Here is a 13,720-nt window from a genome sequence, read left to right on the forward strand (position 1 = left end):
GCATCATGGCTGGCGGCGTTACAGACAGGCAGGATCTCAAGGCCTATTTTTCAGAGGCCGCGAGCTGGGACCATGACCGGCTAATAGCCGCTAACCGCTCGAAACGGCTGGCGTGGATCATCGCGGGCATGGCCGGCAGTCTTGCAGTCACAGCGGTTGCGGCCGTGGCCATGCTCACGCCGCTCAAGACCGTCGCGCCCTATGTTATCACCGTCGACAAGGCCACCGGCGCGAGCGAGATCGCTGCGCCACTGACCGGCGACCGGCAGATCACCTATAATGAGGCGGTCGCCAAATATTTTCTCGCCGATTATGTCCGCAATCGCGAGGGATGGATTCCTCAGGCCCGCCGGGAGTTTTTCGAAGGCGTGCTGGCGATGTCGTCGCGTGACGAACAGGCGCGCTGGACGGCGTTCTACGCCAAGGGCAATCCCCAATCGCCTCAAAGCGTTTTCACCGATCTAGATACGGTGTTTATCGCCATAAAGTCGGTGACCTTCGTGTCAAAGAACGTCGCGCAAATCCGCTTCACCAAGACACTCCAGCGCGGCGCGTCGACGATCGACACACCGGCGATCGCGACCATGACTTACGACACCACCGACACCCCAACCACCGAACAGCAACGGTTCAAAAACCCGCTGGGGCTGGAAGTCCAAAGCTACCGCGCCGATCTGGAGGTGACGCAATGAAACCAGAACACGGCATCATTGCCATCGCCCTGATGTTCTCCGCCAGCGCCGCAGGTGCCAGCGAGACGCCGCATCCTACCGCGCAGGACAGCAGAATCCGCGAAGCGATCTATAGCGACGCCGAAGTTTACCGCATTGTCGGCGCGTTCCGCTCGGCAACACAGATCGTCTTTTCAGCGGGCGAACGGGTCGAGCATGTCGCGCTCGGCGACAGCGTGTCGTGGGAGGTGGCGCCAGCTGAACATTCGCTGTTTATCAAACCACGCGAACTGGCCGGAGCGACCAATCTGATCGTGATCACGCGTTCCGACGTCGGAAGCCGCAGCTACACATTCGAACTGTCGGCGCGGCGCGGGAGCATCGGAGCGCGGTCCGCCGACACATTCTTCAAGGTCGTGTTTCGCTATCCGCGCGAGGAAGCCGCCGCAGCACAAGCGGCGGCGGCGCAAGCCGCATACGCGCGAGCCACGGCCCTTCAATCGGGCGCGATCCGCTCGGCCCTCGACCTCGCGGTCCTCGAAGGCAAGCGTAACCTCCAATATAGTGTGCAGGGATCATCCGCGATTCAACCGTCCGAAATTACCGACAATGGCCAGTTCACTGCGCTGCGCTTTCCGAACCAGCGCGAGCTGCCTGCGTTCTTCGCCGTCAATCCCGATGGCGGCGAAAGCATCGTCCCGTTCGATGTCCGCGACGAATTTGTCGTGATCCACGGCGTGTTTGCCCAGCTCCGTTTGCGGCGCGGCAAAGAGGTGCTGTGCGTCTTCAACGAGGCTCCGGATTTCTACGGGCGCGATCCCAAGACCGGCACCGCGTCCAGCATCGTCGAGCGCACATCTGGTCCCGATGGGGAGACGAAATGATGGCCGACACAGTTGACCCGGAACGCGCCTCAGACCGAGGCGCCAATTGCCCCGCCGTCGATCAAACACCCGATCCCGACGAGATTGATCGCACCCCCGCCTCCGAACGCGGCAGCAAAATGCCGTCGATCTCCGGCACCACGATGGACCCAAAAAAGATGATCGGCCTGGCCGCCGCCGCAGGCGCCGTCATGTTCACGGTCCTGGCGCTGGGAACCGGACTGACGGGCAATACGGCTCTGCCACCCGTCAAACCCAAACCCGCGCTCGAGCCCGCGCAATATGACCCGGCAACGGTTATCGCACCGACCCTGGCTGGGGCAGCAACCGACCCCGACGCCCCCATTTCCCTTGGAGAACCGGCCGTGCCCGCCATCGGCCCGCAACAAGGTTCGCCAGCAGCACTGCAACAGCCGCGCCAGCAATCTCCGGCCGAAGCCCTCCGCGAAGCCACGCGTCGGTCATCGCTGATCGCCTATGGCGGGGAACGCGAGAGTGCGGGTGGAAGCGTTCGTTACGGCGACCATGGGACTACGGCTAATCCCGGTCACGCGGCATCCCCCGAGCCCACCAATCTCGACAGACTTCGGCGTGGCTCGGTCATCGGACAGGCGCAGGCTCGCGCGCTTCCCGACCGCAATTTCCTGATTACGGCGGGAAGCTTCATTCCGTGTGTGTTGCAGACCGCAATGGATTCAAGCCAGCCGGGCTATGTGAGCTGTATTCTTCCGCGCAATATCTATTCGGACAATGGCAGGGTCGTGCTGATGGAAAAAGGCACGAAGATCTTTGGCGAATATCAGGGTGGCCTCAACCGCGGGCAATACCGGCTGTTCGTCCTGTGGACGCGTGCCGTCACGCCGCGCGGGATTGCGATCGATGTCGGATCGCCCGCAACTGATGCGCTCGGGCGCGGCGGCGTGGATGGCCGGGTCAACAATTTCTTCTGGCAGCGTTTTGGCACAGCCCTGCTGTTCAGCCTTGTCGAAGATGCGGCGACCGTCGGGTCGGAAGCCGTTGGCAATAACGGCTCGAACACCACGCGCGTCCCCTCCGATGCGGCATCGACTGTCTTGCAGCAAAATGCCGAGATCAAGCCAGTGCTGCGCAAGAATCAGGGCGAGGATGTCGGGATCACGGTGGCGCAGGATTTCGACTTCTCGACCGTTTACGGCCTCGCGCTGAAATAATGGCCGCACCGGGCAAAAACACCGCTGTCCTCGACAGCGTGACGGCACCCTTACGCAGATATCTCGATGACGCGAGCGTCACCGAACTGGTCATCAATTTGCCCGGCGAGGTCGGGATTGAACGACGCGGGCGCTGGACTTGGGAAAGCGAACCCTCACTCGATTTCAAGACACTCATGGCGCTCGCGACTGCCGCCGCCGCCTTTACCTCGCAGGATGTCACCCGCGAAAACCCCATCGTCTCGACGATCTTCCCGACTGGCGAGCGCGTGCAAATCGTCGTGCCACCCGTCGTGCCGGACGAAACGGTCTCGATCACTGTGCGCAAGCCATCGACCGTGACAATGACACTCGCCGATTTCGAGGCGGCTGGCCTTTTCAGGGACACGCGAATCTCGGAAAAGAAAGTAACTCCGCAGGAATTGGAGTTGCTCGCACTTCTGCAATCAGGCCGTCATGTCGAATTCTTCGACCGAGCGGTGAAGGCCAGGCTCAATATTCTCATTTCGGGGGCAACAGGATCAGGCAAGACTACGCTGTCGAAGGGCCTGATCCAGTTGATCCCGCCCGACGAGCGGTTGCTGACGATCGAGGACACGCGCGAACTGATCGTCGGTCAAAAAAACGTCGTCCACATGCTCTATGCCAAGGACGGCCAGGGCACTGCCAATGTCACTGCCAAACATCTGCTCGAAAGCGCGCTCAGGATGCGGCCCGATCGTATCCTGCTCCAGGAACTGCGCGACGGGACTGCCTTTTTCTATTTGCGCAACGTCAATTCCGGCCATCCCGGCTCAATCACCACCATCCATGCCGATTCCGCCGAATTAGCGTTCGAGCAACTCACGCTTTTGGTGAAGGAAAGCGAAGGCGGTTCCGATCTGGCCCGCGGCGATATTCGCGCGCTGCTCAAGATGCTGGTCGATGTCGTAGTGCAAACCAAAAAGACCGATGGCGAATTTCGGGTGACGGAGATCTATTATGACCCGGAAGGCAGGTACGCCGCCTAACGGCGGGACGGCTAGATTGCTGGTCGGCATTCCGCTCGGCGTGCTGATCGCGCTCGCCATCGCCACCATGATCGGCTGGCTGGTCCTCGGCCTGCCCGTCGCCGCCTATGATCCCCTCAAAATGCCGCAGTTCGTCTGGTATTATCGCGGCGACCCGCGCGTTGTCCGCGCGATGGCAGGCGGGCTGCTCGGCGGCGGCCTGCTCCTGGGCGGCCTGATCTATGCGCTTTGGGCGCGCGGCGCACCGCTGCATGGAGCCGCGCGCTTCGCCCGCGAAAGCGAGATCAAGCGCCACGGATTTCGCGCAAGCTCTGGAATCGTCCTTGGCCGCAAGCGCGGACGGTTCCTGACCTTTGGTGGCAGCGAGCATGTCATTGTCGAAGCCCCGACCCGCTCGGGCAAAGGCGTCGGCATCGTCATTCCGAACCTCCTGACCTGGGCTGGCTCGGTTGTCGTCCTCGATGTGAAACGCGAGAATTACGACGCGAGCGCGGGCTTTCGCGCCCATTACGGGCAGGCCGTTTATCTGTTCAATCCGACCGACCGCGAAGGCCGCACCGCCCGTTACAATCCGCTGGCCTATATCGACCGCCACGACGCGGATGATGTCATCATCGAATTGCAAAAGATCGCAACGATGCTGTTCGTTGCGCCCGAACAGGGCGAAGCCTTTTGGGCCAATGGTGCCCGCACCGGATTTGCAGGCGTTGGTGCCTGGCTCGTGGAAACTAGCAACGAACCGCTGACGATGGGTGCGATCTATCGCCATCTGACGACAAGCGATCCGCGCGTCTTTTTCAAAAAGGAACTCGCCAATCCCGGACTGAACCTCTCGGTAGGCTGTCGGACGGCGCTCGCTGATTTCGCCGGCGGCTCGGACAACAGCTTTGCCGACATCAAGAAGACGATCACCAACGTCCTCGGCCTTTGGCTCAACCCGCTAGTCGATGCCGCGACAGCGGCAAGCGACTTTGATTTTCGCCAGCTCCGCAAGCGCCCCATGTCGATCTATCTCGGCGTGTCGCCTGATGAACTCGACAGGATCGCGCCGCTCTACAATCTCCTGTTCCAGCAGCTCATCGACCTCAATGTGCGCGAATTGCCCGACGAAAACACACCCGTGCCGGTGCTGGTCATTCTTGATGAATTTGCCCGGCTCGGTCGGGCCTCGGTCATTGCGAGCGCCTTCTCCTATGTCGCGGGCTACGGAATCAGGCTCTTGCCCGTCATCCAGTCACGCTCGCAATTGCGCGGCGTTTACGGCGAGCATGTCGCCGATGAAATCGTCGCCAATTGCGGTGTCGAAGTCGCATTCACGCCCAAGGAGCTTCGCGTCGCCAACCACCTGTCCGAGAGGCTCGGCTATGCCGGACAGGATAGCGTCACCAGGTCGCTCACGATCAATGGTCTCCTCGCCAATCGGTCAAAATCCATCGCGGAACAGCGCCGCGCTCTGTTGTTGCCGCAGGAACTCATGCAGTTTCCAACCGATAGGCTGATCCTCCTGCGCGGCGGCATTCCGCCTATCGTCGGCACGAAGATTGCCTATTTCAGCAACCGCTTTTTCAAAAAGCGCACGTTTCCAGCGCCGGAAGTGCCAGCCGCACCGAAGCGAACTCCTGGCACCGCGCTGCCCGCGCTGTTCCGCGACATGATCGCCGAAGAGGCTGCCGGGCACGAGACCCGGCCTATGTCACAGGATGATGTCCTCACCGAAGATTGCCCGAGCTTCTTCGCCGACATGCTGACGCTGGATCACGACGGCAATGTATCTGGGCTTATCGAGGAAGGTGACGAAAATGGCGGATAAACAGGATGGCGATGCCTCTTCAGGACGCAGCCGCAAGGCAATGCCGAAGCCGGACAAAGCCAAATCGGAGCCGGCGAAGCCGAAGCGCAAAGCCGAAACACCCACCCTCACCGACGACCTTACCGGCAAATTCCTGCGTGTCGGCAATGCGCTCTATCGCACTACGGATGATAAAAAGCCGATTGCCCGCCTCGAACCCGACCGGCTCAAGACCAGCAAGATCGACGCTCTTCCCGACATTCTGCGGATCGCCAAGGCCAATGGCTGGACGTCGATCAGGATCAATGGCGGCGATACGTTCAAGAAGGCCGCATTTCTTGCTGCGGCCGCACAAGGGCTGACGGTCGAGAATTACACGCCTTCGAAAGTTGTCCAGGCCGAATCTGACCGCCTGCAAGCCCGGCTGGCCGAACGCGACAAGCGCCGCGAAGCGAAAACCATCAAAAACAAATTCCGTCGACCGCCCGATGAGACAATCAGCCTCAAAGCTCTGTCGGAACGGTTCTTGGGCCAGACCCATGAGCAAAATGCCCGCGATCCGGAACTGCGCCGCGCGCAGAGCCTTGTCGCCCAAACTATATCGATCACGCGCGCGAAATACCCCGATGATCCGGCCAGGGCATCAAAGGACGTCGAGGCCAAGCGTCACGAGGTGGCTCGCCGCATTGCCAACGGCGACAAGATCGCGGCAATTCAGGTGCGTAACCAACAGGCGCAGTGCATCCGAGAAGTCACGCAGGATCAGGCATTGAGACGCGAGGGGCGGACGCGCTGACTTGGGGCCACGGGATCATATTCACAGTAAACCGAACGAAAAGTCGATATTGGGCGCGACATGGGAAGCGGACATTTCGCCATCGCCGAGCCGCTACGACGGATCGGTCGGCGGAAAGCGCAATGTGGCCGCAATCTGTGCTTCGGCCGTGGTTGCTTCAGCAATGAGCAGGCGCAGCGTCTTTGCGGTGTCTTCCAAAAGCCCGTCACCAAGAGGCCGCTCGCCATTGATGAAACGGCGGATGGCTCGCTCGTCTATGGCAAGGCGCCGCGAGAATGCAGTGGTGCCGCCAAAAAGTTGGACGCAATAGGCAAAATGCTCGCGTCGCTCGTCCACTGAAAATGACGCTACCATTGTTTTCCCTTTTTGTTCGCTGCCGGTGGCCATAGGCTATCTGTCGGATGAGGCGCAATCGACCAATTGCGGGTATTGGAAGTTGCGCTAAGCCGCGCAGGCGCTGGCTACCGCGGAAGTTGGCCGGAAGCGGACTGTCGGGTCTTAAAGGGGTGCAAGCCTGAGCGGTCGTTCCTCGCTCCCCGCGGACGCCGTCATCTGGTCAGAAAATTGCTTGTCCCCACAGGAGAAGCTCCCGGCTCTTACCGAAGACGGCGGCGTGCAATCCCGCGCTCATGGTCCGAGAAAAGGCTCGACCACTCGGGTCTCAGGACAATGGATTCAATCGCAAGGTCGAGGCGATTGAGCTCAAATAGACGTGCGAAACCATCGGATGGTGGCCGCGCAAGCAGATGCCTGGCGGTGGCGATCGCACCCAGACGTTCCATCAGATCGAGCATACCAGTGGGCCGATATCCCAGCTTCTCGCACTCCCTGTAGGTACTGAGAAGCTCTGCTTCGAATTCGCGGGCAAGCCGATGCGGATCGACTCTATTATTTTGCTCGGGTGACGCGACGCCCCCGGTTTTTCCCTGCTCTGACCCCTCACCCAAAAATATCTGAGCAAGCTGCTCAGCAGACCCAGTCAGCCACTCGACGAGCCTGCCAATTGCTTCAAGTCCCTCCAGGACTTTGGCCCGCTCCATCTCGAAAGGAAGCGTGGGATCAATGCCAGGCGTGGCTACGTCGATCGCTAGGGACTTGCCGGCAGCTCGCAGTGTGTATCCCGTCCCGGCCATAATTCCGCTGGCACTGAGCAACGGCAGAAGCTCTGCTTGGCCTGCGAACTGGGCGTTGACGTATTTGGTCGCAACGTTCGAACCGAATTCGTGCCGGATTACCACAGGAAGGAGGTCTGGGCGTAGGCGGACGGGCTCGAAAATGCGTGTGAGCGCCTTCGGTCCATCGGTAGAAGGCCGAACAATGAGAGGAAGAATTTCTCCCGCCAGTTCTGCATAGGCTTTCGCGAAATCTCGTTTCGCCTCAATCGTTACGGGGGTCCAGGCGTTCTCAGACCGGCGCCCGCACAAGGCTTCGAGAAGGTCAATTCTAGCAGTCAGCCGCGCAGTCAGTTCCAGTTCCAGCAAGGGATTTCGCAGACGCTCCTTAAGCGAGGCTACGATATCCTCGATCGCAATCTCGCCGTCGAAATGACCGTCATGCACCAGACTGGAAAATTGTGCTTTTGGCGCGACAAGCACGGTCGCTACGGCATGTTCACCAAGCTCAGTTCGCAGTGCTTGCGCCTCTGCAGCGTAGGCCGCTGCCTGTCCCTCCTGAAAACCTGATCCAACTTTGTTCTCGATGAGGATCGCCGCTTTCAGTGCGCTGTCATCTGCGAACCACCCGATCCGGACATCAGTCTGCCGTGAATCCTGGGTCCGGGCCGGCGACTTGTGTAGCCGAATCGCAAGATCTTCGGGCGCCGCGAATGCTTTACCGGCACGAGCCACGAACCACGCCCGGAATTCGGGCGAAGCATAAAGCTCTTCGACAAGAAAATTGTCGAGATCGCGCTCCCTCATTCCCCTGTTGAACAATTCGCCAGCCATCTTCCCCGAGATTATGGCAGCTTTGGCCTATGCGCAACTGCGGCAAAGGTCTTAACGAGGAGAATGGCCGATATCGGTCAGGCCGCTTTGGGGCGCAGCATTCGATGAGCGGGCATCGCCGGGCCAGCCGAGCGCGCCTCGCCGGAGATTGCGGCCGCACTCGGGCAAGCGTTATTGAAGCGCGAGGCACCTTAGGCGCGATTTCAGGAGCCTTGTCGCCTCGAATTTGTCAAGCGAACAGCGTTCAATCTTGCCCTTGGCAAATCCTCATGACCTCGGCGCGATGCGAACGCAGCCGTGCTGCATGTTAATGCCGGGCGCATGTAGCCCGCGGGCGCGCCGGCAAGCCTGTGGAGCCGCCCGAACGACCAGTGGGATGGTAGCAGGGGACCGAAGGCGCCCGCTCAAGCGATGGCTTCCACCATATGAATGTCAGATATTTTTCCCATTGTTATTGACAATGTCAGGTCACGGATTAATTTGGCTCGCAGGAGACCTGCCATGAGTGATGGACCTTACCGTTCCCTGCCAATGTCGCCGCGCTGGAAGCTCGCGGCCAAATTCGCTTACGTTCAGGCCTTCTCGACGCGCGAGATCGCCGACGCGCTGCATGCGGCTGCCGAGCGGGATTGCCGCGCCGAATTGTCGCCAGGCTTCCTCGGCAGGGTGTCCAGCCTGATCATCGGCCCCGATGATCCCGGCCTGTTCCGCGACCTGCCCATCGCCGATCTTCGCGCGATGCACGCCCAGGCCAGTTCGCCGATGGAGGCGAGTTTCCTGCGCAATGCGGTCGATGCCCTCAATGACGGTTGCGCTCCGGCGGATGCCCTGCGACAGGCTGCCGAGGGCACCGTTTCCGATCGGCTGCTCGCAGGATATCGCCAGGTTGAAGAGCATATGTTCCGCGAGGCGTCCAATCAGCGCGCACGCGCGGTGCGGTCGCGTCTCGAAGGCGCCCATGGCGAGATTGATATTACCGCGGTGGCGCGGCAAGTGCTTCGCACCTCGGATGCTCCGCAGGCTCCGGCCGTTGCCACTTATTCTGGGCTGGACGACGGAGTGCCGCTGTGAATGTGAAGGCTTATCATGTGGCGGATGCGGAAGGCGTGCGGATCGACGCCGTCGAGGAAGGGGAGCCGCTGCGCGCCGAGGCGCAGGGCGCGATCCTCGGCAAGAGCATCACGCTGTCGATTGAAGGGCTGAAGGACTTCTTCTTCGCCGGCTGGCATCCCGAGCTGGTTGACCTGATGATCATAGCCGCCGCGGTCGAATATTGCGATCTAAGCGTGCGCCGCCCGGCCTGGGGCTGGGCGCGCGCCTTTGATCTGCGCGTGGCCGTTCATGAAGATGCGCTTTGGGAAAAGCCATCGGTCCGCCACGCCCTGGAGGAAGCGCTCGCTTTCCTCACCGGCGATCGGTGGGCGTTGAGCTTCGTCCGGCGCCGCCACGACGTCGTCAAGGTCGGTCCGCGCAAGCTTGATCTCTCGACCCCCGACAAGATCATCATGCCCTATAGCGACGGTCTCGATTCGCGGGCCGTGGCCGCGCTCGTTGCCGCAGAGGAGAAAGGCGGGCTGGTGAGGGTCCGCCTCGGCACCAAGGGGGCCGATACCAAAGGTACACCGCGCAAGCAGCGGCGGTTCACCGCGGTTCCGTTCGACGTGAAGCTGGGCAAGCGGCAGCGTGTGGAATCCTCAGCGCGGTCGCGTGGGTTCAAGTTCGCGATGCTCACCGGCATTGCCGCACAGCTGGCGAAGGTCGACCGGATCGTCGTCACCGAGAGCGGGCAAGGCGCCCTCGGGCCGATCGTTGCGTCGAGTGGCCAGATTTATCCCGATTATCGCGTGCATCCCGCCTTCACGCAGCGGATAGAGAAGCTGTTCGCGGCGATGGGCAAGCAGGTCCCGACTTACGAATATCCACGTATCTGGTACACCAAGGGCGAGACCCTCGCCGCGGCGCAGGCGCTGGAAGCAGCCCCGAACTGGCACGACACCCGCTCCTGCTGGCAGGACTCGCGGCGTGTCAGTTTCGACGGCCGCCGCCGCCAGTGCGGTATTTGCGCGGCCTGCATGCTGCGCCGCATGAGCATGCACACCGCCGGGATCGTCGAGGCGTCTGACGAATATATCTGGGAAGATCTCGGTGCGAGCGACATTCGCGGCGGCACCGTCAAAGGGTTTGCCCGGATGAGCAAGGCGTTCGAGGATTATGCCATTGCGGGAATCCTGCACCTCGATCATCTTGCCGCCCTCGCGCGCTCGGACCTCCACCGCCGCGCGGTGCGGCGCGTTGCGCATGAAACCGCCGACGGGCTCGGTATAGAGGCGGCGGTCGCAGAGCGGGAATTGTTCGATCTGCTCGAACGGCACCGGTCGGAATGGCTCGCCTTCCTCGCGAGCCTCGGGAAGGAGTCGTTCGTCTCGCGCATCGCGATGGTGTCGCCGTGGCAATGATCACCGGTTCCCTGACAGCCGAAGGCATTGGCGAGCTCCTGCGCGACGCGCGCGAGAATGCGAAGATGACCCAGGCTGCCGCCGCGGCGGCGCTCAATGTCGCGCGGACCACGCTTGTGGCGATTGAGCAGGGGCAGCGCCGCGCGCGCGTCGACGAACTGCAGAAGCTGGCGGCGCTCTACGGGACCTCGCTCAACGTCCTGCTCCGGCAGGACAGCGCGAAGGTCGATCTGCGGCCGCGCTTCCGCAAGGCCGGCGAACAGGGCGACGATATCGATCCGGCGATCAATCTGCTCAACGGTCTGGTCCAGGCCGAACTTGAGCTGGAAAATGTCCTCGGTATCAAGCGCGTGCGGTTCGATCCGCCCGAGCGCCCGCTGTTGCCGGGCAACGTCCTGCTCCAAGCGGAACAGGATGCGTGGGAGCTGCGGCAGTTTCTGGGGCTCGGCTTGGCGCCGATCCACGACATTGTCAGCCTGCTTGAGCTGCAGCTGGGCGCCCGCGTGTTCATCCGCCGCATCGATCCGAAGATTTCGGGTCTCTATGCCTTTGACGACGCGATCGGCGCGTGCATCCTTTTGAACGCTTCCCATCCACGCGAGCGGCGCACCCAGACCGGCGCGCATGAGCTTGGCCATTTCATTTCGACCCGAAGGTCACCCGACGCACTGCATGCCAATTCACCCGAATCGAGCCGCGAAGAGCGTTATGCCAATGCGTTCGGGCGCTGCTTCTTGACCCCGGCTCGGGCTGTTGCGGCCAAGTTCCAGGAGCTGACTGCAGGCGCGGCAAAGCTCACTCGCCGCCATATTATCCTGCTCGCGCATTATTTCGGCGTGTCGCGCGAGGCGATGGTGCGCCGGCTCGAGGAACTCGGTCTGACCAAGGCCGGTGCCTGGGACTGGTTCGCGCATCAGGGCGGAATCACCGACGTCCAGGCCCGGGAAGTGCTCGGCGACGCGATCCCAGCCGATGATGCGCGTGCGGACGCAGGGCGCCAGGTGCCGATGCGCATGAGTCTGATGGCGAGCGAGGCATGGCGCCGCGAACTGATCAGCGAAGGCCAGGTCGCGCGTCTCCTGCACATCGACCGCGTGGATGCTCGCGTGCTGATCGACGAATTCGAAGCGGAAGGAGCGGAGACGGATGAGTCCCCCTCGTTCCTCCTTTGATGGCGGCCGTCCGCTCGTCGCGGATGCCAGCGTCTGGATCAACATCATCGCAGGGGGACAGCCCATCGCGATCCTTCGCGCGCTTGTCCGCCCGCCCATCCTGCCGCGCATCGTGCTCGGTGAACTGGAGCGCGGCCGTGACAAGGGGCGGGCCACGGCCGAGAGGATGGCCGAGCTGATCGAGATGGGTCTGGTCGAAGTCGCAGAGCTGCACGCGGACGCAGAAGCCTTGTTCATGGGACTCGTCGCCGGGTCGATCAGCGAGACCCTCGACGATGGTGAGGCCGCAACCTTGGCGCACGCCCTGCAGATCGGCGGCACCGCGATGATTGACGAGCGCAAGGCGATCGGCCTCGCGGGTCGCCGCTTCCCAGCCCTGCCGATTGTCAGCTCGGCAGAATTGCTACTGAGTCCGGTAACGCGCGGCGTGCTGAATGAAGAGCAGATCGCGGTCATGCTGCATGCCGCTCTGCAAAGCGCCCGGATGCGGGTTCCGGACGAATATCTAGTTGAGGTTTGCCGGATTCTTGGCCCCGTCCGGGCTGCCGATTGCACGAGCCTGCCGGCCGCAATGCGAGGCGAGGCAATGCTGGTGTCGAACGGGAAACAAGGAGGCGACCTTGCCGGGAGGCGCGATGACCGATGACATTGTTGAAGGTCAGCGCATTCCCGGGGTCAGCGACCGGCGCGCACGGCGCTTCCGCATTTTCAGTTTCGACTTCGACTCACGGGCGATGGACCACCAGGATTCTCCAATTAAAGAGTGGAGCGAGGAAGTTCGTTGAAAGTCCCCGCCATGATGGAAGTCTAGCCGAAGCGACCGGTCAAGTCATGCGATCGTGGCAAACAATGTCTGCCCTCGGCAGCCCAAAGTGGCGCACGTCTGCTTTCAGGCGACGATCTAGCGCACGGGAACCGCTGAGATCAGGCGCATTGAGGCCCGGCATCTCTTCAGTTTAAACTGGCCAGTTGCCGTCAAGCAGGTTTCCGGGACCCTTTATACTTGGCTGCCGTCTAAATCTTATCACGGTTTGGCAGGAGCCGCTACGCGATGTGGCCAACATACACAGCGCGTCGAAACTGGGCATTTACGGATTCGCGTCTAACGTCGGGATCATGAAGCACGGCCCGACAGATATGTGGAATGACGACAACGCCATCTACGACGATGGCGAGTGGATCACATGGACCGAAATCAGTTCCCATCTTGAACGGCTTGAATTCCAAGCGCGCTTCCCGAATCTCGACGTCGATCTGGTGCCGATCTTCCAACGCCTGCTCGAAGCTGCTGCGGATTATCATGAACTCACCGGGCGCCATCTGCAGGTCTATGGTGACCTTGGCGAACTTTATGGCGCGATCACCTATGGCATCAAGCCGCACCGGATTTACGCGCAGGGCTCCGACGGCAAACTCGGGAATGACTTTGTCGAGGTGAAGACGATCACACCGTTCAAGACGACCGAGAGGGTAACGCTCAACCTCAAGGGCAATTTCAGCAAGGTGCTGATCGTGAAGATCGACGCCAATTTCGAGGTCGAAGGCAAGCTTATCGATCGCAAAGCGCTGCCTAGGACAAAGCGCGATATGCTGTGCCTTGAGTGGGCGGACTTTCCATCCTCGCCGCACCGGACGCCCGCCGCGCGATCCTGATCTCATTCACAGGACCGCGCTCTATCCGGCAGACGAACGACAAGCCGCATCGGCCAGAATCGAGGCCAACAAAAAGGCCGATTGCACCAAACCGGAAGTAAACGCCCTCGCCGCCCGGTTGCCCGTCACCGATAGCTGTGCGAATTAGCCACG

14 protein-coding genes are annotated in these 13,720 nt (G+C 61.5%); 12 read left to right on the top strand and 2 right to left on the bottom strand.

The features are described 5' to 3' along the window. The first annotated feature begins 5 nt into the window (after positions 1-5). The 6 genes from J2X44_RS12000 to J2X44_RS12025 are packed head-to-tail and all read left to right on the top strand — an operon-like array spanning position 6 to position 6,340. The gene (locus tag J2X44_RS12000) at positions 6-692 is read left to right on the top strand and encodes a VirB8/TrbF family protein (protein ID WP_310084258.1); all 687 of its coding nucleotides are present in this window, start codon (positions 6-8) and stop codon (positions 690-692) included. Then, positions 689-1,555 (top strand): P-type conjugative transfer protein VirB9, encoded by an 867-nt coding sequence (virB9, locus tag J2X44_RS12005; protein ID WP_310084260.1) that lies wholly within the window; start codon positions 689-691, stop codon positions 1,553-1,555. Before J2X44_RS12000 ends, virB9 begins: the two co-directional genes overlap by 4 nt. Next, positions 1,555-2,745, top strand: coding sequence for a type IV secretion system protein VirB10 (gene virB10, locus J2X44_RS12010; RefSeq protein WP_310084262.1), 1,191 nt, complete (start codon positions 1,555-1,557; stop codon positions 2,743-2,745). The genes virB9 and virB10 overlap by 1 nt, the downstream gene beginning before the upstream one ends. Next, positions 2,745-3,755, top strand: a complete 1,011-nt coding sequence (virB11, locus tag J2X44_RS12015; protein ID WP_310084264.1) for a P-type DNA transfer ATPase VirB11 — start codon at positions 2,745-2,747, stop codon at positions 3,753-3,755. Before virB10 ends, virB11 begins: the two co-directional genes overlap by 1 nt. Continuing rightward, complete coding sequence (locus J2X44_RS12020; RefSeq protein ID WP_310084266.1) at positions 3,727-5,565, top strand: type IV secretory system conjugative DNA transfer family protein; 1,839 nt, start codon at positions 3,727-3,729, stop codon at positions 5,563-5,565. Before virB11 ends, J2X44_RS12020 begins: the two co-directional genes overlap by 29 nt. Further along, positions 5,555-6,340 carry an LPD7 domain-containing protein gene (locus J2X44_RS12025; protein ID WP_310084267.1) on the top strand — a complete coding sequence of 262 codons (786 nt, stop codon included), beginning with the start codon at positions 5,555-5,557 and terminating at the stop codon, positions 6,338-6,340. The genes J2X44_RS12020 and J2X44_RS12025 overlap by 11 nt, the downstream gene beginning before the upstream one ends. A gap of 93 nt (positions 6,341-6,433) precedes the next feature. On the opposite strand, the gene J2X44_RS12030 is transcribed toward J2X44_RS12025, so the two are convergent. Together J2X44_RS12030 and J2X44_RS12035 are read right to left on the bottom strand one after the other, a co-directional pair. Next, positions 6,434-6,727, bottom strand: coding sequence for a hypothetical protein (locus tag J2X44_RS12030; RefSeq protein ID WP_310084269.1), 294 nt, complete (start codon positions 6,725-6,727; stop codon positions 6,434-6,436). Positions 6,728-6,936: 209 nt separating this feature from the next. Next, positions 6,937-8,286, bottom strand: coding sequence for a hypothetical protein (locus tag J2X44_RS12035; protein ID WP_310084272.1), 1,350 nt, complete (start codon positions 8,284-8,286; stop codon positions 6,937-6,939). 429 nt (positions 8,287-8,715) lie between these two features. On the opposite strand from J2X44_RS12035, the gene J2X44_RS12040 reads away from it, so the two are divergent. The 6 genes from J2X44_RS12040 (at position 8,716) to J2X44_RS12065 (ending at position 13,567) form a co-directional block, all read left to right on the top strand. Beyond that, a complete protein-coding gene (locus J2X44_RS12040; protein WP_310084275.1) occupies positions 8,716-9,357 on the top strand; it encodes a hypothetical protein in 642 nt (213 codons plus the stop codon). Then, entirely contained in the window at positions 9,354-10,742 is a 1,389-nt protein-coding gene (locus tag J2X44_RS12045; RefSeq protein WP_310084276.1) for a 7-cyano-7-deazaguanine synthase, read from the top strand. The genes J2X44_RS12040 and J2X44_RS12045 overlap by 4 nt, the downstream gene beginning before the upstream one ends. Next, entirely contained in the window at positions 10,739-11,914 is a 1,176-nt protein-coding gene (locus J2X44_RS12050; RefSeq protein ID WP_310084279.1) for an XRE family transcriptional regulator, read from the top strand. Before J2X44_RS12045 ends, J2X44_RS12050 begins: the two co-directional genes overlap by 4 nt. Then, a complete protein-coding gene (locus tag J2X44_RS12055; RefSeq protein ID WP_310084281.1) occupies positions 11,889-12,560 on the top strand; it encodes a hypothetical protein in 672 nt (223 codons plus the stop codon). The genes J2X44_RS12050 and J2X44_RS12055 overlap by 26 nt, the downstream gene beginning before the upstream one ends. Continuing rightward, complete coding sequence (locus J2X44_RS12060; RefSeq protein ID WP_310084283.1) at positions 12,550-12,699, top strand: hypothetical protein; 150 nt, start codon at positions 12,550-12,552, stop codon at positions 12,697-12,699. The genes J2X44_RS12055 and J2X44_RS12060 overlap by 11 nt, the downstream gene beginning before the upstream one ends. Positions 12,700-12,883: 184 nt before the next feature. After that, the gene (locus tag J2X44_RS12065) at positions 12,884-13,567 is read left to right on the top strand and encodes a hypothetical protein (protein ID WP_310249295.1); all 684 of its coding nucleotides are present in this window, start codon (positions 12,884-12,886) and stop codon (positions 13,565-13,567) included. Positions 13,568-13,720 lie beyond the last annotated feature (153 nt).

The sequence above is a fragment of the Sphingopyxis sp. BE259 genome (assembly GCF_031457495.1).
In the GTDB taxonomy this organism is placed as follows: Bacteria; Pseudomonadota; Alphaproteobacteria; order Sphingomonadales; family Sphingomonadaceae; genus Sphingopyxis.